Source organism: Nonomuraea aurantiaca (assembly GCF_020215705.1).
Taxonomy (GTDB): Bacteria; Actinomycetota; Actinomycetes; order Streptosporangiales; family Streptosporangiaceae; genus Nonomuraea; species Nonomuraea aurantiaca.
In genome coordinates this window covers 38,592-54,812 of sequence record NZ_JAIWNB010000004.1, presented here as the reverse complement: position 1 = coordinate 54,812, position 16,221 = coordinate 38,592, and the positions used below count along the sequence as shown (strand labels likewise).

General features: G+C 69.9%; 19 protein-coding genes. 9 read left to right on the top strand and 10 right to left on the bottom strand.

The annotated features are described in order from the left end of the window. Window positions 1-20 precede the first annotated feature (20 nt). Entirely contained in the window at window positions 21-836 is an 816-nt protein-coding gene (locus LDL49_RS12030) for an SDR family NAD(P)-dependent oxidoreductase (RefSeq protein ID WP_225291078.1), read from the top strand. Window positions 837-985: 149 nt separating this feature from the next. On the opposite strand, the gene LDL49_RS12025 is transcribed toward LDL49_RS12030, so the two are convergent. Next, a complete protein-coding gene (locus LDL49_RS12025) occupies window positions 986-1,294 on the bottom strand; it encodes a MiAMP1 family antimicrobial peptide (protein ID WP_225291077.1) in 309 nt (102 codons plus the stop codon). A 141-nt stretch (window positions 1,295-1,435) separates the two neighbouring features. Beyond that, window positions 1,436-2,188: an SDR family NAD(P)-dependent oxidoreductase gene (locus LDL49_RS12020; RefSeq protein ID WP_225291076.1), complete on the bottom strand. Its 753-nt coding sequence runs from the start codon at window positions 2,186-2,188 to the stop codon at window positions 1,436-1,438. 295 nt (window positions 2,189-2,483) lie between these two features. Between LDL49_RS12020 and LDL49_RS12015 the strand changes: the two genes are divergently transcribed. Beyond that, on the top strand, window positions 2,484-2,975 hold the full coding sequence (locus LDL49_RS12015) for a DUF2975 domain-containing protein (RefSeq protein WP_225291075.1): 492 nt from the start codon (window positions 2,484-2,486) through the stop codon (window positions 2,973-2,975). Continuing rightward, complete coding sequence (locus LDL49_RS12010; protein WP_225291074.1) at window positions 2,975-3,196, top strand: helix-turn-helix domain-containing protein; 222 nt, start codon at window positions 2,975-2,977, stop codon at window positions 3,194-3,196. The genes LDL49_RS12015 and LDL49_RS12010 overlap by 1 nt, the downstream gene beginning before the upstream one ends. A gap of 27 nt (window positions 3,197-3,223) precedes the next feature. Here the strand turns inward: LDL49_RS12010 and LDL49_RS12005 are convergent, their stop codons facing one another. Beyond that, the gene (locus LDL49_RS12005; RefSeq protein ID WP_225291073.1) at window positions 3,224-3,787 is read right to left on the bottom strand and encodes a carboxymuconolactone decarboxylase family protein; all 564 of its coding nucleotides are present in this window, start codon (window positions 3,785-3,787) and stop codon (window positions 3,224-3,226) included. After that, window positions 3,787-4,386 carry a TetR/AcrR family transcriptional regulator gene (locus LDL49_RS12000; protein WP_225291072.1) on the bottom strand — a complete coding sequence of 200 codons (600 nt, stop codon included), beginning with the start codon at window positions 4,384-4,386 and terminating at the stop codon, window positions 3,787-3,789. The genes LDL49_RS12005 and LDL49_RS12000 overlap by 1 nt, the downstream gene beginning before the upstream one ends. Window positions 4,387-4,584: 198 nt before the next feature. On the opposite strand from LDL49_RS12000, the gene LDL49_RS11995 reads away from it, so the two are divergent. Next, window positions 4,585-6,102, top strand: a complete 1,518-nt coding sequence (locus LDL49_RS11995; RefSeq protein ID WP_225291071.1) for an FAD-dependent monooxygenase — start codon at window positions 4,585-4,587, stop codon at window positions 6,100-6,102. Further along, complete coding sequence (locus LDL49_RS11990) at window positions 6,090-6,671, top strand: TetR/AcrR family transcriptional regulator (RefSeq protein WP_225291070.1); 582 nt, start codon at window positions 6,090-6,092, stop codon at window positions 6,669-6,671. The genes LDL49_RS11995 and LDL49_RS11990 overlap by 13 nt, the downstream gene beginning before the upstream one ends. Before the next feature lie 36 nt (window positions 6,672-6,707). On the opposite strand, the gene LDL49_RS11985 is transcribed toward LDL49_RS11990, so the two are convergent. From LDL49_RS11985 to LDL49_RS11975, 3 genes are read right to left on the bottom strand one after another with little or no spacing between them, the layout of a single operon-like run. After that, the gene (locus LDL49_RS11985) at window positions 6,708-6,977 is read right to left on the bottom strand and encodes a GNAT family N-acetyltransferase (protein ID WP_225291069.1); all 270 of its coding nucleotides are present in this window, start codon (window positions 6,975-6,977) and stop codon (window positions 6,708-6,710) included. 38 nt (window positions 6,978-7,015) lie between these two features. Continuing rightward, complete coding sequence (locus LDL49_RS11980) at window positions 7,016-8,056, bottom strand: LacI family DNA-binding transcriptional regulator (RefSeq protein ID WP_225291068.1); 1,041 nt, start codon at window positions 8,054-8,056, stop codon at window positions 7,016-7,018. Beyond that, window positions 8,040-10,475, bottom strand: coding sequence for a glycoside hydrolase family 3 N-terminal domain-containing protein (locus tag LDL49_RS11975; protein WP_225291067.1), 2,436 nt, complete (start codon window positions 10,473-10,475; stop codon window positions 8,040-8,042). The genes LDL49_RS11980 and LDL49_RS11975 overlap by 17 nt, the downstream gene beginning before the upstream one ends. Before the next feature lie 278 nt (window positions 10,476-10,753). Between LDL49_RS11975 and LDL49_RS11970 the strand changes: the two genes are divergently transcribed. From LDL49_RS11970 to LDL49_RS11955, 4 genes are all read left to right on the top strand, one after another. Then, a complete protein-coding gene (locus LDL49_RS11970) occupies window positions 10,754-12,091 on the top strand; it encodes an extracellular solute-binding protein (RefSeq protein WP_225291066.1) in 1,338 nt (445 codons plus the stop codon). Window positions 12,092-12,093: 2 nt separating this feature from the next. Further along, a complete protein-coding gene (locus tag LDL49_RS11965) occupies window positions 12,094-13,014 on the top strand; it encodes a carbohydrate ABC transporter permease (protein ID WP_263654947.1) in 921 nt (306 codons plus the stop codon). Between the two features lies 1 nt (window position 13,015). Continuing rightward, window positions 13,016-13,909, top strand: coding sequence for a carbohydrate ABC transporter permease (locus LDL49_RS11960; protein WP_225291064.1), 894 nt, complete (start codon window positions 13,016-13,018; stop codon window positions 13,907-13,909). Between the two features lie 206 nt (window positions 13,910-14,115). Next, window positions 14,116-14,442 carry an STAS domain-containing protein gene (locus LDL49_RS11955; RefSeq protein WP_225291063.1) on the top strand — a complete coding sequence of 109 codons (327 nt, stop codon included), beginning with the start codon at window positions 14,116-14,118 and terminating at the stop codon, window positions 14,440-14,442. A gap of 32 nt (window positions 14,443-14,474) precedes the next feature. Here the strand turns inward: LDL49_RS11955 and LDL49_RS11950 are convergent, their stop codons facing one another. The 3 genes from LDL49_RS11950 to LDL49_RS11940 all read right to left on the bottom strand — a co-directional run bounded on the left by LDL49_RS11950 (window position 14,475) and on the right by LDL49_RS11940 (window position 16,139). Beyond that, window positions 14,475-15,125 carry a hypothetical protein gene (locus LDL49_RS11950; protein WP_225291062.1) on the bottom strand — a complete coding sequence of 217 codons (651 nt, stop codon included), beginning with the start codon at window positions 15,123-15,125 and terminating at the stop codon, window positions 14,475-14,477. Window positions 15,126-15,218: 93 nt separating this feature from the next. Further along, the gene (locus tag LDL49_RS11945) at window positions 15,219-15,584 is read right to left on the bottom strand and encodes a hypothetical protein (protein WP_225291061.1); all 366 of its coding nucleotides are present in this window, start codon (window positions 15,582-15,584) and stop codon (window positions 15,219-15,221) included. An 87-nt stretch (window positions 15,585-15,671) separates the two neighbouring features. Then, the gene (locus LDL49_RS11940) at window positions 15,672-16,139 is read right to left on the bottom strand and encodes a hypothetical protein (RefSeq protein WP_225291060.1); all 468 of its coding nucleotides are present in this window, start codon (window positions 16,137-16,139) and stop codon (window positions 15,672-15,674) included. Window positions 16,140-16,221: the final 82 nt, after the last annotated feature.

Here is a 16,221-nt window from a genome sequence, read left to right as displayed (position 1 = left end):
ACTGAGGAAGCGACGCACTCATGTACAGGTACACAGGCATCACCGCCCTCGTGACCGGCGCCTCGAAGGGTCTCGGCGTGGCGTACGCCCACGAACTCGCCCGGCGAGGGGCCGGCCTCGTGCTCGTGGCCCGCTCCGGCGACGCGCTGCGCCGGGTCGCCGACGAGATCCGGCGGAAGCACGGGGCCGACGTCACGGCCGAGGTGGCCGATCTCGCCGATCCCCACGGGGTGGCGCGCCTGATCGCGGAACTCGACCGGCGGGGCCGGACCGTCGATCTCCTGGTCAACAACGCGGGCGCGGGCGCCATCGGCCCGTTTCTGAGCTCCTCGCTGCGGCGGAACGTCGACTCCGTCGAGCTGAACGCCGTCGCCCTGATGAGCCTGACCCACGTGCTCGGCAGCCGCATGGCGGAGAGGGGGCACGGCGGGATCATCAACGTGGCGTCCACGGCCGCCTTCCAGCCGATGCCGTACCAGGCCAGTTATGCGGCGACGAAGGCGTTCGTGCTGTCGTTCACCGAGGCGCTGGCCGAGGAGCTGCGCGGCACCGGGGTGCGCGTCATGGCGGCCCACCCCGGAGCCACCGCCACGGGGTTCTTCGACGCCACCTCCGCCACCATGAACCCGGCGTTCACCGACGCGCCGGAGGATGTCGCGGTCAAGACCCTCGACGCCTTCGCCAAGGGCGCCGTCAACTCCTATCCCGGGCGGGCGATCAACAGGCCGGCGACATGGCTCTCCCGCGTGTTGCCCCGCACCACAGTCGCGCGGTTGACCGGGCGCTTGAACCGGACGATGGGGTTGCACCGCGCCCAGGACCTCGACGTCTCGTAGGGATCGCGTGCCCTTGTGGGCCGCGGGGTGGCACGGCTTTCGGGAGCTGACGCTCGGCCCCTGGGGCGTGCGGATCCTCGTGGAGCGCTGACGCCACGGGGGGCGCCCACCGAGTGGTGCTCGGCGGACGCCCCCCGTGGTCGCTCGGATCAGCACACGATGAAGATGCTCTGCCAGCCGACCGGTGTCCGCTGCTCCGCGTTCCGGTTGGAGGGCAGCTCGAAATGCATCACGCCCTGCGCGTTGGGCTGGTTGTACATGCGCCCGGACTGGCCGTCGCCATACCACTTGTAGGACCCGTGGAAGGGGATGTTGGACACCCCGCACGCGTCGAGGACGACGGACCTGCCGGTGAAGCCCCGGCCTTCGTAGGCGATGTACTGCGAGGCGTAGGCGGCACTGGCGGTGAGGGCGATGATTCCGGCGGTCAGGGCGGGTACGAGGAGGATTCTCTTCACACTGCTCCTTGATGCAGGTTTCCGCTGGGCGAGCGTGGCTCACCGTAGGACGCCCTCCATCATGTACGGAAAGTAGTCGAGGCGACACTTACTGTGACGACAGGCTGTGCTCGCCCCTGCCACCGGTGCGGGATCCCGGATTCAGCGCAGGTAGGAGGCGCCGTTGAGGTCGAGCACCGTGCCGCTGACGAACTCCGCCTCGGCCGAGGCGAGATAGCGCACCGCCGCCGCGACCTCCTGCGGCTGGGCGATCCGGCCGAACGGGCTCTGTGCCTCGACGCCGGCCCGGTTCTCCTCGGTCAGGATGGAGGCCGCCATGTCGGTCTCGACGAAACCCGGCGCCACCGAGGAGACCGCGATGCGGTGCGGGGCGAGCGCGATGGCCAGCGACTGGCCCATCGCGGTCAGGCCGGCCTTGGCGGCGGCGTATCCCGGCGCCTCCGGCTCGCCCCGGTAGGCACCGCGGGAGGCGACGTTGACGATGCGTCCGCCGCGGCCGCGCTCCACCATGTGCCGGGCCACGCACCAGGAGACGTTCGCGGCGCCGAGCAGGTCCACGTCGACGGTCCGGCGCCAGATTCGTTGCCAGGACGCGTAGTCCACGGTCAGCGGATCGTGGAAGAGGTAGACGGCGGCGTTGTTCACGAGCACGTCGATGCCGTCGAGGGCGTCGATCGCCGCCGAGACGAACGCGGCGACGGCCTCCGGATCCGCTATGTCTCCCTGGACGACGGCGTGGCCGTCGCCGTCGAGCGCCGATCTGACCTCCTCCGCCTCGCGGGGGGAGTCCCGGTGGTGGATCGCGACCCGGTCGCCGTCGGCAGCGAAGATCTTGGCGATCTCCCGGCCGATCCCACGCGACGATCCGGTGACGAGCACGCCTCGGCTGTCCACGACTGACCTCTTTCCGACAGACTTCCGGCGGTACGCCGTCCGCACACGCTAGTGCAGCTTGCCGGACCGCCGGACCGCAGGGCGTTGTGGTGAGCTCCCAGAGCGGCCGCGCGGTTGGGTCGGGACTACGGCGAGGCCCTCGAGCGAGGCCGGCTTCGACAAGATCAAGACGGTTCGCGCGACCGCCATGTCACGGGAGGGGCGGCGGAGTCCCGCCACGGTGCGCAACCCCCGCCCTTGCTTAACCTATCGAAACTCGATAGATTCCCATCGCAACTCGATGGAAGGATGAGTCATGGGAAAGCTGACAGTGCTTGCGCTGCGCGCCGTGCTCGCGGTGGTGCTCACCGGCACCGTGTTCGTACAGGCATTGATGGTGTGGACGTTGGTCAGCGGGAACGACCCGGAGGACGGCTCGCTCCCGCTGACCCCGCTGCGCTTGATCACGATCCTGGGCATGCTGTCGGTCCAGGTCGCCGTGGTCTGCGTATGGCGGCTGGTGACGATGGTGCGACGCGGAACCGTGTTCTCCCACGCCGCCTTCCGGTACGTGGACGTCGTGATCGGCGCGATCGTGGCGGCTGCCCTCGTGTGGTTCGCGGTCACGGCCATCAACGCGCCGGGCCAGCGGGATGACCCGGGCGTCACCGTCATCATGGGCGGGATCGGCGTGGCCATCCTGGGGGTCGCGCTCATCGTGCGCGTGCTGCGGGTGCTGCTCGCCCAGGCCGTCGCCCGCGACGGCGAGGCGGCGCAGATGCAGGCCGAGTTGGACGAGGTGATCTGATGCCGATCGCCGTCGACATCGACGTGATGCTGGCCAAGCGGAAGATGTCCGTGGGCGAGCTCGCGGACCGCGTAGGGATCACGCCCGCCAACCTGGCGGTGCTCAAGAACGGCCGCGCCAAGGCGGTGCGCTTCGCGACGCTCGCCGCCCTCTGCGAGGTGCTCGAGTGTCAGCCGGGCGACTTGCTGCGCTGGGAGGACGAGGCCCCCGCGGGCGGATGACGCTCCGGGGCGGGCATGAAAACCGGGTCAGGCCGTCGCCTGCTCCCGCCTCCACTCCTGATCGGCCCAGGCCGGTTCCAGCGGCGTGTGGGCGATGTGGTTGGTGTAGTTCGACAGTGTCTTCATGCCGACGCCGAGCACGACGTCCAGCACGTGGCGGCGGGTGTGGCCGGCGGCCAGGAACGCCTCGATCTCGGCCTCGGCCACCCAGCCCCGCTGCGCCACCACCGCTCGGGTGAGGCGGCGCACCGCCTCCAGCGCCTCGTCGGCGAGCGGCCGGCCCGCGCGCAGAGCCTCGACCACCTCGGCCGGCACCCGTGCGCGCAGCGCGAGCGTGGAGTGCGCGGCCACGCAGTACTCGCAGCCGTTCTCCACGCTGGCGGTGATCAGCACCACCTGCTTGGCCGCCAAGGGTAGTGACGACTTGCCGAACTGCTCGGCCAGCGCGTTGTAGCCGGCCAGCAGTTCCGGCGACTCGGCCATCACCCCGTTCAGCGTGGTCACGAACCCCATCCGCTTCTTGGCCGCCTCCAGCATCGGCCGGGCGGCCTCGGGGGCGTCGCTTTCGTCGTAGGTGCGGAAACCGCTCATCATCTCTCCTCGGTAGTGGTGAAACCGTCAAGTACGGCGCGCACGCCCGCCAGCAGCACGGCCGCCTCGGCGCCGGCTCGTGAGCGCAGGTTGACCGCGTAGGCCTGCAGGGTCAGCGCTTCGGCGGCCGCCTCCACATCCAGGTCGGCCCGGAGCTGGCCGTCGGCGCGTGCGGTCTCCAGCGCCGTGCGCATCGCCATCCTGAGCGCGTCGTGGTGGCGGTCCAGAATCTCGCGGATCTCCGGCCGGCCACCGCTCGCCGTGGCGTGCGTATTGGTGACCAGGCAGCCCCAGCGGGCATGCTCGCCCGCACACCGCGCCGCCACCAGCCGTTCGAAGAACGCGGCAATGGCCGGCACGCCCCGGATGTCGGCGGCCAGGGCCTCGAACACCGGCCGCGACCGCAGCTCCAGATAGCGGCTCAGTGCGGCGGCCTGCAACTGCGCCTTGCCGCCGAAGGTCGCATACAGGCTGGAGCGGCTGAGCCCCGTCGCCTGGACGACGTCGGCGATGCCGGTGGCATCGGTCCCGCGCTGCCAGAACAGGGTCACGGCCCGGTCCAGAGCCGTGTCGGGATCGAAGTGCTTGATGTCGGGCATCTCGCCACCTCCTATCTTGGAACGGTTATTCCAAGATAGGAGGTGGCGCGTCCCGGCGCAACTCCGTGCAGGGATCTTTCGGTCATCGAGCCGGTAGTGGCGTTCGACCTGTCAACGTCGTCCCGCCTAGATGTGGGTGACCGTTGTCACACGTCACCCCTCTCCCCACTTAGTAATCGGTACCGTACCGTTTACTAAGTGACCGATACCGTACTCATCGTGGGCGCCGGCCCCACCGGGCTGGCCCTGGCCATTCACCTGGCACTGCACGACGTCCCCGTCCGCGTCATCGACGCCGCTCCCGCCCCCGCCACCACCTCCCGGGCCCTCGGCCTGCAACCGCGCGGCGTCGAAGTGCTGGAGCGCATCGGCGCGCTCGGTGACCTGCCGCAGCGCTCCCAGTCGTCCCTCAACATGTCCTACAACGAAGGATCGCGCACCGTGCTGCGCCTCACCGTCGGCCAGGCCGTCGCCGATCAGCCGAAACAGGCGCTGCTGATCTCGCAGGCCGAGGTCGAGGGCGCGCTGCGGCAACGGCTGGCCGAGCTGGGCGGCAGCGTGGAGTGGGGTACCCGGCTGGTGGCCGCGGAGCAGGACACCACCAGCGTCACCGCCATCGTCCAGACAGCCGACCGCACCGAACAGCGCATCAAGCCTCAGTGGTTGGTCGGCTGCGACGGCGCGCACAGCACGGTACGCAAGCTCGCCGGAATCGGCTTCCCCGGCCGCAAACTCCTCGAACGCCTGCTGATGGTCGACGTGCGGGCCCCGTGGCCGTTCGACAAGAACGGCAGCACGACCTGGATGGAAGCCGGTCACATGCTCTCGGTCACCGCGCTGCCCAACGACACCTGGCGGGTATTCACCGAACCACCACCAGACCTGCCCGACCAGCTGTCCGAAAGCGAGATCACCGACCGGGTGCTGGGCGAGTTCTCCGCCCGCAGCGGCGTCGGCCTCGACACGGTCACGGAAATCCGCTGGGCCTCGGAGTTCCGCATCCACCGCCGGCTCGCCGACGCCTACCGCCGCGGCCGGATCCTGCTGGCGGGCGACGCGGCGCACATTCAGAGCCCCACCGGCGGGCAGGGGCAGAACACCGGGCTGGGCGATGCGGAAAACCTGGCCTGGAAGCTGGTCCTGGTCGCCCTCGGCCGCGCCGACCAGCGCCTGCTCGACACCTACGAAGGCGAACGGCGCCCGCTGGCCCGCAACGTCCTGCGCGCCACCAGCGCCGCCGTGGACATCATGCTGCCCCACACGCCGTGGAAGCGCCTGCTCCGCGACAAGCTCGTCCTGCCGGTCGTCCGCCTGCCCGCCGTGCAGCGCCGGCTGTGGCTGGCCGCCTCCCAGCTCGGAATCAGCTACCGGGGCCGGCCGCTGGCCGCCACCTCGCACCGGTGGATGCCCGGCCTGCGTCCCGGCGACCGGATGCCCGACCTCGCCTGCCGCCGTCTCAACGGCGACCGGACCACGCTCCACGCCGCGATCCGCGGACGCTGGGTGGTCCTCGCCGACAAGCCGGATATCGCCGCCCGTCACGCTCAGGCCGCCGCCGCACAGCTGGGCGCCGAACTGGTCGTGGCGCTCACACCGGCGAAGCCGTACACGCACGATGTGGTGCTGATCCGCCCTGACGGGCACATCGGTTGGCGTGGCCGTCCGGCACCCGACAAACTGACCGCATGGCTGAACCAGGTGCTGTGGAACGCGTAGAACGCCACGGCCGCCCACGCGACCCGGAAAACGACGCCGCCATTCTGGAGGCGGCGCTGGACTTGCTGATCGAGCGCGGCGCGGCGGGCACCAGCATCGAAGCGGTCGCCCAACGCGCCGGCGTGGCGAAACTGACCGTCTACCGGCGCTGGCGCGCCAAAGAGGACCTCCTGATGGCCGCGCTGGAGCATGCCCGCAACCCCGACATGGACGCGGTTCCGGCCGGGCAGTCGATCGACCAGATAGTCACTTCCATCGCTGGGCTCCTCAGCAGCCCCCGCTTCCGCGCGCTGATGGCCCGGGTCATCGGTGCCTCGGTGGACTACCCGCAGTTGGTGACCGCCTATACCGAGCGCTACCTGCGGCCACGGCTGGACGCCCTGATGGAGACCGCGCGGCAGGCCATCGACGCCGGCGACTTCCCGCCTCACACCGAGCCCCGTGTCATTCAGGACATCCTGGCCGGCTCCATCGGATTCGTCCTTCTCCAGCCTGAGCAGGATGTGACCGCGGCGCAGGTCGAGCGTCGGCTGCAGGTCCTCCTGCGCCACATCGGATACCGGCCTTGACACTCATGGTCAGCGATGAACCGCTGGACCGCATGATCAGGCGGAAGCGGTGAGGTCCTGTACGTACCAGTCGAATCGGTCGTCCTTGCCCTGGGTCCGCTTGAAACCTGCCCTGCCGGCCACCGCCGCCGAGGCGACGTTCTCCGGATCCACCCTGATGACCGCTTGGGCCGCCCCGGCGGCCGCGGCGTGCAGGCAGGCCAGCCGCACCGCACGGGTGGCGATGCCACGGCCGCGCCAGGCCGGGTAGAGCCCGTAGGCGAGATTGACCTGCCCAGGGGCCAGATACGGCTGGTCGAACTGCACATCGATGAGGCTCGGACGGGCGGTGGCGGGACCCTGCCTCAGGGAGCCAAGGCGCTGGAGGCGGGTGATGCCGGAGCGGTCGAGCCCCGGACGATCAGTTCGGTGGCGAGTTCCACGTGGTGGGAGTCGATCTTCTCGCCGGCCGCCAGGCGCAGCGCCGTGCGCAGGGCGACGCCGCCCATCTCGCGCAGCGGCTGGCGGACGGTGGTCAGCGGCGGTGAGGCCATCGGGGCGAGCTGGGTGTCGTCGAAGCCCACGATGCTGAGGTCCTCGGGGATGCGCAGGCCGCGCGCCCGGGCGGCCTCCATGACGCCCAGGGCCATCTCGTCGTTGCCCGCGAAGATCGCCGTCGGCGCCCGCGCCAGGTCGAGCACCGCCGCGCCGGTGACCACGCCGTCGTGGTAGTGGAAGTGCCCGGTCTGTACGTAGGCGGGCGAAACGGGCACTCCCTCGGCCTCCATGGCGGCCCGGTAGCCGTGCAGGCGGGCCTGGTTGCAGGCCGCGGTCGCCGGGCCGCCGAGGTAGGCGATGCGCCGGTGACCGAGGGAGAGCAGGTGCTGGGTCGCGGCGAAGCCGCCCGCGAAGTTGGTCGACCCGATGCTGGTCACACGGACGCGTGGCAGGTTCAGCGGGTCGATCACGACCAGCGGCAGGTGGGCCCGGGACAGGGCGGTCAGTTGCGACGAGGTCAGTTCGCTGGTCACGGCGATCAGTGCCCGTCGCCCGGCCGAGATCAGGTCACGGACCCACCCGGAGGTCCGCTCCCTGTCTCGGCGGATGCTGATGACGACCCCGATGCCCACTTCGGCCCCGGCCTCGACCGCGCCCTGGATGATCTCGGCGGAGTACGCGGTCAGATCCGTGTCGAACTGCACCTCGATCGTGGCGACCCCCGTCGCCTCGGTCCGTCGCGGTGACGGCGCGACGTAGTCGTGCTGCTGCAGCAGGGACTGCACCAGGGAGCGGGTCGCCGGCGCGACGTCGCTGCGGCCGTTGAGCACCTTGGAGACGGTCGCGACGGACACGCCGGCCGAGGCCGCCACGGTGGCCAGCGTGGCCCGCCTAGGACTGACCGGCATCTATGCCCTCCTGTTTCCCTGCCAGTGCCACGGGGTCCACGTCCACCGGTGTGACGAGCCGCCGGCCGTGCCCGACGACCCGCAGCGGACCGGTCAGCCGGACGACGCCGCGGCACGGCAGGTCGGCCGCGGAGGTGCCGACGAGCACCTCGACGTCCCCGGGCTCGACGATCCGCCGCAGGTCACGGCCGGTGAAGGCGGTCCGGTCAGCGTGTACGTGAAAGCGCACGCACGTACTCGTACCCGGCTCCAACCGGACCCGCGCGAACCCGGCCAGCTGCCGCACCGGCCGGGTGACCTGGGCGACAACGTCGTGCAGATACAGCTGGACGACCTCCTCACCCGCCCGGCCGCCGGTGTTGCGGACGCGGACCGACACCGTGAACTCCCCGTCCGTCGGCACCTCGGGATCGCTGATGAGCAGGTCGCCGACCTCGAAGGAGGTGTAAGAGGTGCCGTAGCCGAAGGGGAACAGGGGAGTGGGATCGAGGTTGCTGATGCCGTGGCTGTTGACGCCCAGCGGCGGCTGCAGGTAGGTGCCCGGCTGTCCGCCCGGCCGGCGGGGGATCTGGACGGGCAGCCGGCCGCCGGGCTGGACCCGGCCGGACAGTACGCCGGCGATCGCCGCCGCGCCCTCCTCGCCGGGCATGAACGCCTGCACGAGCGCGGCGGCCCCGGCGTGCACCTCGCCCAGCGCGTACGGCCGGCCCGAGACGACGACCACCACGACCGGCGTCCCCGTCGCGGCGAGCTCGGCCAGCAGGTCCTCCTGCACCCCGGGCAGCCGGAGGTCCTCGGCGTCGCAGCCCTCGCCCGAGGTCCCCTGCCCGAACAGGCCCGCGAGGTCGCCCACGACGGCGACGCACAGGTCCGCCTCGCGGGCCGCGCCCGTCGCGGCGGCGAAGCCGGAGCGGTCCTCGCCCCGCACGTCGCAGCCGCGTTCGTGGACGATCTCGGTGTCCGGCAGCTCGGTCCGCAGGGCGTCGAGGACGCTGGGCGCCTCCAGGCCGAGCCCGAGGCCGGGGTGGCGGGGCAGGACGTGGTTGGGGAAGGCGTAGCAGCCCATGAAGGCGCGCGGCTCGGCCGTGGCGGGTCCGACGACCGCGACGCGGCGCAGTTCCGCCGGGCGCAGGGGCAGGGCGGTGCCGCCGTCGAGCAGGACGATGGACCGCTCGGCCATCTCGCGGGCCAGCGCCCGGTTGGCGGGCGAGTCCAGATCGACGTCGGCCGCCGCGGACACCGAGCCCTCGGGCGTCCATTCGGGATCGAGCAGCCCCAGCTGGACCTTCTGGGTGAGCAGGCGGCGCGCTGCCCGCTCCACCAGGGATTCGGGGAGCTCTCCCCGGCGCACCCGCTCCACCAGGTGCGGGCCGAAACCGAGGGTGTCGGGCAGCTCGACGTCGACGCCCGCGGTGAGCGCCAGGACGCCGGCCTCGTCGGTGTCGGCGGCGACCTCGTGCATGGTGGCGAGGAACGGCACGGCCCAGTAGTCCGAGACGACGGTCCCGGTGAATCCCCACTCCTCGCGCAGCAGGTCGGTCAGCAGCCAGGAGTCGGCCGCGGCCGGGACGCCGTCGAGGTCGGAGTAGGAGTTCATCACCGAGCGCGCGCCGCCCTCGACGATGGCCGTCTCGAAGGGCGGCAGGATCATGTCCATCAGTTCGCGGCGGCCCATCGGGACGGGACCGTGGTTGCGGGCCGCCCGTGAGGCGGAGTAGGCGGCGAAGTGCTTGAGCGTGGCGATGATCCCGGCGCTCTCCAGGCCGCGGACGTAGGCGGCGCCGAGCATCGAGACGAGGTAGGGATCCTCGCCCATCGTCTCCTCGACCCGGCCCCAGCGGTAGTCGCGCACGACGTCCAGCACGGGGGACAGGCCCTGGTGCGCGCCCACGGCCCGCAGGTCCCGCCCGATGGCGGCGGCCATCCGCTCCACGAGGCCCGGGTCGAACGTCGCGCCCCACGCGATGGCCGCGGGGTAGACGGTCGCGCCGTACGTCGTGAACCCGGTGAGGCACTCCTCGTGGACGAGCGCCGGAATGCCCAGCCGGGACCGTTCGACGACCAAGCTCTGCAGGCGGACCACCTCCGCCGCGCCCTCGGCCGCGGTGACCGGTCCGCTGCCGAAGACGCGGGTCAGGTGACCGAGCCCGTGGCGGCTCGCCTCCTCCAACGGGATGGTCCCGGACGCGGCGAACACGTCCTGCATCGGCGCCACATTGAGGCTCACGTCCGGGTCCGGATCGGGCTGGTCGGTGGGCTGCGTGTCGTTGCCCACCCACCGGCTGCCGAGCTGGCCGACCTTCTCCTCCAGGGTCATCTCGGCAAGAAGGGCGTCGACCCGTTCGGCCACGGGGAGCGTCTGGTCCTGCCACGGGCGGAGAACGCGCTCCGCGGCGAGGGGCCGATCTACAGCCGTCATCTGCTGCTCTCCTTAGTGCCGCAATGTTTCGCAATGTTTCGGCGCCGGCAAGTGATCTTTACGGGCGGCGATCGCCGGGGGTTCCTGGGTCTTGACACGTCAACAGCCGAAATCTAGATTGACGGCCGCGCGGTCATTTCGCAAATGTTTCGTGAACCTACTTAAAAGGCGGATTGGGGAGAGAGGCATCGGGGGGTGCTGCTCCACGGCCGCCGGCCACCGCATCCGATGATCAACGAGCCGCGGCCCGCCCCCGGCATTCGAGTACGGAGATCAGCGTGGAGTCCAGGACAACCTCTCGCCGCACCTTCCTCAGCCTCTCGATGGGCCTGCCCCTGGGCGCCGCGCTCGCCGCCTGCGGCAGCTCCGGCCCCACCAAACCCGGTGGTGGCGGTGGTGGTGGCGGCGCCAAGGCCACCTACTGGTACCTGTCCACACAGCCGCAGGAAGGCATCCGCACCGCCGCCATGGAGCGGTTCAACAAGGCCAACCCCAACGGCCAGATCGCCGGGACGACCTTCCAGAACGACGCCTTCAAGACGAAGATCAAGACGGCGATCGGGGCCGGCCAGGCGCCCACCATCATCTGGGGCTGGGGCGGCGGCGGCCTGCGCAGCTACGTACAGGCCGGCCAGGTCGAGGACCTCACCTCGTGGTTCGGGCAGAACGCCGCGGTCAAGGACCGGCTGTTCCCGTCCTCGTTCGGGGCCGCGACGGTGGACGGCAAGATCTACGCGATGCCGTGCGAGACCGTGCAGCCGATCGTCCTGTACTACAACAAGAAGCTCTTCGAGCAGATCGGCGCCCAGCCGCCCCAGTCCTGGGGCGACATCATGGACCTGGTGCCCAAGTTCAACGCCAAGGGCATCGCGCCGTTCTCCCTCGGCGGGCAGTCCCGCTGGACGAACATGATGTGGCTGGAGTTCCTCTTCGACCGCATCGGCGGCTCCGAGGTGTTCCAGGCGGTGTTCGACGGTCAGAAGGACGCCTGGTCCCACCCGGCCGCCATCGACGCCCTGACCAAGATGCAGGCCCTGATCAAGGCCAACGGGTTCATCAAGGGCTTCTCCTCGATCACTGCGGACTCCAACGCCGACCAGGCGCTGCTGTACACCGGCAAGGCCGCGATGATGCTCCACGGCGGCTGGACGTACGGGAGCATGTCCAAGGACGGCGGCGACTTCGTCTCCGGTGGCAGCCTCGGCTACATGAACTTCCCGCCGGTCGACGGCGGTAAGGGCGACCCCAGCGACACGGTCGGCAACCCCGGCCAGTACATGTCGATCTCCGCCAAGGCGACCCCGGAGCAGAAGGAGATCGCCAAGAAGTTCTTCGCCTCGTTGCTCTCGGACGAGGAGATCAAGGCGTGGGTCGGGGCCGGCTCGGTGCCGATCGTCAAGGGCGCCGACAGCGCGTTCACCTCCTCCAAGGACGCGGAGTGGCTGAAGTTCGTCTACGGCATCGCCAGCAACGCCAAGACGTTCGCCCAGTCCTGGGACCAGGCGCTCAGCCCCACGGCGGCTGAGGTGCTGCTCGACAACATCGCCAAGCTGTTCCAGCTGTCGATCTCACCGCAGCAGTTCACCACCAACATGAACGCGGTCATCGGCAAGTGACCATGATTCCGACCTCCGCCGGACCAGGTCAGCCATCGGCCCGGGCGCGAGGGGGACGCAACCTCTCCCTCGCGTGGCTGACCGTTCCGGCGCTGGTGTTCTTCGTGGGCTTCGGGGTGATCCCGCTGGTCGGGGTCCTCGCGCTCAGCTTCACCACCTGGGACGGGATCGGCGACATCCACTTCTCGGGCTTCACCAGCTGGCACGCCGTCCTCACCGACCCCGGCCTGCCGCACGCGCTGTGGGTGACGTTCCTGATCATGGCGCTGTCCTGGCTGGTGCAGACGCCGGCGAGCATCCTGCTCGGGGTGTTCCTGGCCGGGGCCCAGCGTTACCGCGCGGTGCTGTCGGTGCTGTACTTCATCCCGCTCCTGCTCAGCTCGGCGGCCATCGCCATCACCTACAAGGCGCTGCTCGACCCGAACTTCGGCCTCGGCGCCGGACTGAAGATCGCGCTGCTCAGCCAGGACTGGCTCGGCCGGCCCGGCCTCGCCCTCGGCGTGGTGGTCTTCGTGGTGTCCTGGCAGTTCATCCCGTTCCACTCGCTGATCTACCAGGGCGGCGTACGGCAGATCCCGAAGTCGATGTACGAGGCCGCGGAGCTGGACGGCGCCGGGCGGGTCCGCAAGTTCTTCAGCATCACCCTGCCGCAGCTGAAGTACACGATGATCACCTCCACGACCCTCGTGCTCGTCGGCTCGCTGACCTTCTTCGATCTGATCTTCGTGCTGACCGCCGGGGGTCCGGGCGACGCCACCCGGGTGCTCGCCCTGGACATGTACAAGCGGGGCTTCCAGGCCAACCTCATGGGCCCGGCCAGCGCGATCGCCCTCATCCTCGTCTTCGTGGGCCTCGCCCTGTCGCTGTTGCTGCGCCGGCTCGGCGGCGGCAAGGCCGACCACAGCCAGATGGAAGGGGCCTGACATGGGGACGACCCTGACAACTCGCCCTGAGCGGACAAGCACCCACCGGCCCCGGCACGAACGCGACGCGCCCGCCCGGCACTGGAACTGGCTGGCCGGCGCGACCGGGTGGCTCTGGCTGGTCGTCGTGGTGGTGCCGATCTACTGGATCGTCATCACCAGCTTCAAGACGCAGAGCAACTACTATGCGATGAACCCGCTGGCGCCGCCGACCGAGCCGACCCTGGCCAACTACCGCATGGTCATCGAGTCCGACTTCGTGCTGTATTTCGTCAACAGCCTCATCGTCACCGTCGGCGCGGTGATCCCCGCGGTCGGCGTCTCCTTCATGGCGGCCTACGCGATCGTGCGGGGCTCCTCCTCCGGCCGGTTCATCCGGTCGGTCAACTCCCTGTTCCTCATGGGCCTGGCCATCCCGCTGCAGGCGACGGTCATCCCGATCTATCTGATCATCATCCGGCTGCACCTCTATGACACCCTGCTGGCGATGATCCTGCCGTCGATCGCCTTCGCGATCCCACTGTCGGTGCTGGTCCTGTCCAACTTCATCCGCGATGTCCCGAGGGAGTTGTTCGAGTCGATGCGGATGGACGGCGCCACCGAGTGGGGGACGCTCTGGCGTCTGGCCTTCCCCCTGTCCCGGCCGGCCGTGGTGACGGTGACGATCTACAACGCGCTGACGATCTGGAACAACTTCCTGCTGCCGCTGATCCTCACGCAGAGCCCGGACAAGCGGACCCTGCCGCTGGCTCTGTGGAGCTTCCAGGGCCAGTACAGCATCAACGTGCCGGCGGTGCTCGCCTCGGTCGTCCTGACCACGCTGCCGATCCTGACCCTGTACGTGGTGGGCCGGCGTCAGCTCCTCAGCGGCTTGATGGCAGGCTTCAGCAAATAATCGCGGGAAATATCCGTTTTGGTTAATGAATCGCCCAATACACCATTCCGAATGACGACCCGGGAAATGCGATAAACTCATCCCACCGAGGACATTTCGTGCGTTGGCACTCAGGTCAGCGTCGCCCACGGCGATCGACCGCTCACGGGTGCCTCCAGAGGCCCTGGACGGAGCACGCTGAGCTCGGACCTCGATGGGGGATCATCATGACCATCACGCACGCCATACCGCTTCCCAGAGCCGGCGGAACATCCGCCCCGACCACGATCCAGCTGAGCGGTGAGATCGACATCTTCACCAGCAAGGCGCTCCGCCAGAGCCTGGTGACGGCCCTGACGACGAGCACCGGCACGCTCATCATCGACCTGTCGGGGGTGTCGTTCTGTGACGCCACCGGCCTGGGCATCCTGGTCGGCATCCAGCACCGCGCCCGGGCTCAGGGCATCATGCTCGCTCTGGCCGGGCCCCGCCCGTTCATGATCAATCTCCTGCACATGTCCGGGCTGGACCGCAGCCTGCCGATCGTGATGTGACCGTCCTCGCGTCCTGAGGCCATCGCCGTTCTTCAGTCGGCGATGTAGCCGATCGACTGGACGTCGTACCCGCGGGTGACCGAGCCCTTGAGGTGCATCAGCAGGGCGCCGCCGTCGTAGGAGTAGGCGCAGCTGTAGCCCTTCGGCTCCTTGGTGCAGCCCTGGAAGTAGTAGGTGACGCCCTTGGGGTCGTACTTGACGCGGAAGAGTCTGGCGACCGCCGGCCGGGTGGCCACCTCGAGGCCGAGGTTGCGATCGCCCCGGTGCCACGCCGTGAGCAGCTGCTCGGCGGCCACCGCCGGCCTGGTCACGTGGCGCGACTGGTAGACCCGGGTCACCTTCGAGCCGGAGACGATCATGAGCAGGCCGTTGAGGCCGCCCGGCACCCGCACGCTGGTGTGGACGAACCGGCACGCGTTGCCGGCGCAGCCCGCGAACTCGTCGGGCGCGCGATAGGCGTAGGAGAAGATCGAGTTCACCGCCGCGGGGGTGGCCACCTTCGCGGCCGCCGCGCGGTCGCGCCGCAGCCAAGCGTGGAACAGCTTGCCAGACACCTTCGCCGGAGTGGCCGCCGGTGCCGCCGCGTTGGGGGTGGCGGTGCCGGCCGCCGCCGGAGAGGATGTGAGCAGCAGCGCGGCGACCGCGGTCGCCGCGCCCGCACCGAATAACCATCGTCGTGACATACCGGCGACGCTAACGACACCCACTTGCACGCAGATTGACGCCGGCTTGGCAGCGGAGCCAGACGGTAGGCCGCCGGTCGGCCAGGACTCTGGCTAGAGGGTGGAAGACTCCTCCGTCACCAGGGCCCCGCTGGAGGTGTCGACCCGCATGCGCACCGCGCCGCTGATGAGCGAAGGGTCCGCGTGCAGCGTCCGCAGCGCGGCGTGGTCCAGCCCGCGATCCCTGGCCAGCGTGAGCGCCCGCTCGGCGACCACGCTCTCCGGTGTCTCCTCGACGCCCTCCATGTCCACGACGTGATGGACATGCTGGATCACGCCGTCGGCGTCATACAGGACGCCGCTCGCGCCGTACGGCGAGACCGACGTGCCGACCAGCGCCGGGGGAAGGTTGACATCGACCGTGTGGTAACCGTTTCCCCCGGCGGAGAACCAATGCCAGTCGATTCGCGTGACAGCCATCGCGTCCCCTCTCTTTCTTGTGCCTTTCAGCCAAGAGTGAGGTGGAATGGGCGGCGGCACATGAGTAGTCCCCTACCCATGCGGGCCTCAGGAGTGGACGGCGCGGATCTCCGTGACGATGAACTCGTCGACGATGTGCTGGTTCTGCAGCAGGAACCCGACCATGCCCGCCACCGCCTCCGTGCCCAGCTCGGCGCGTATCTGCCCGCTCAGGAGGTAGACCAGCGGGGTCGACGGCTGGTCCAGCGCGAAGCGGCGGCCGTGGCGGTGCACGTCGTGCAGGGTCCTGATCGGGATCGGCCGCGCCGAGGTGAACCAGACCGCGACCTCCCACAACGGCAACGCCGGATCGGCGTCGGCCGAGACCTCGTAGCAGGTGACGCAGCCGTGCCCGGCGTGCTGCCCGTGCGGGCAGGTCCACTGGGCGATGTCGGCCCGGCTCTGGTCGTGGCTGCTCAGGATCGCCGCCTCAGTGACGCGCCGGCGCGCCTGCCGCGGGCCCTCGGACGAGGGAAAGTAGTCGTTGACGATGATCGGGTCCCTTCTCTCCCACATTTCCGATCTATTGAGCCTAGCTCCCACACGACGCTCCGCGACGGCCCCGCGCCCGACGGTCGCCCGTCGCCCGTTATGCACC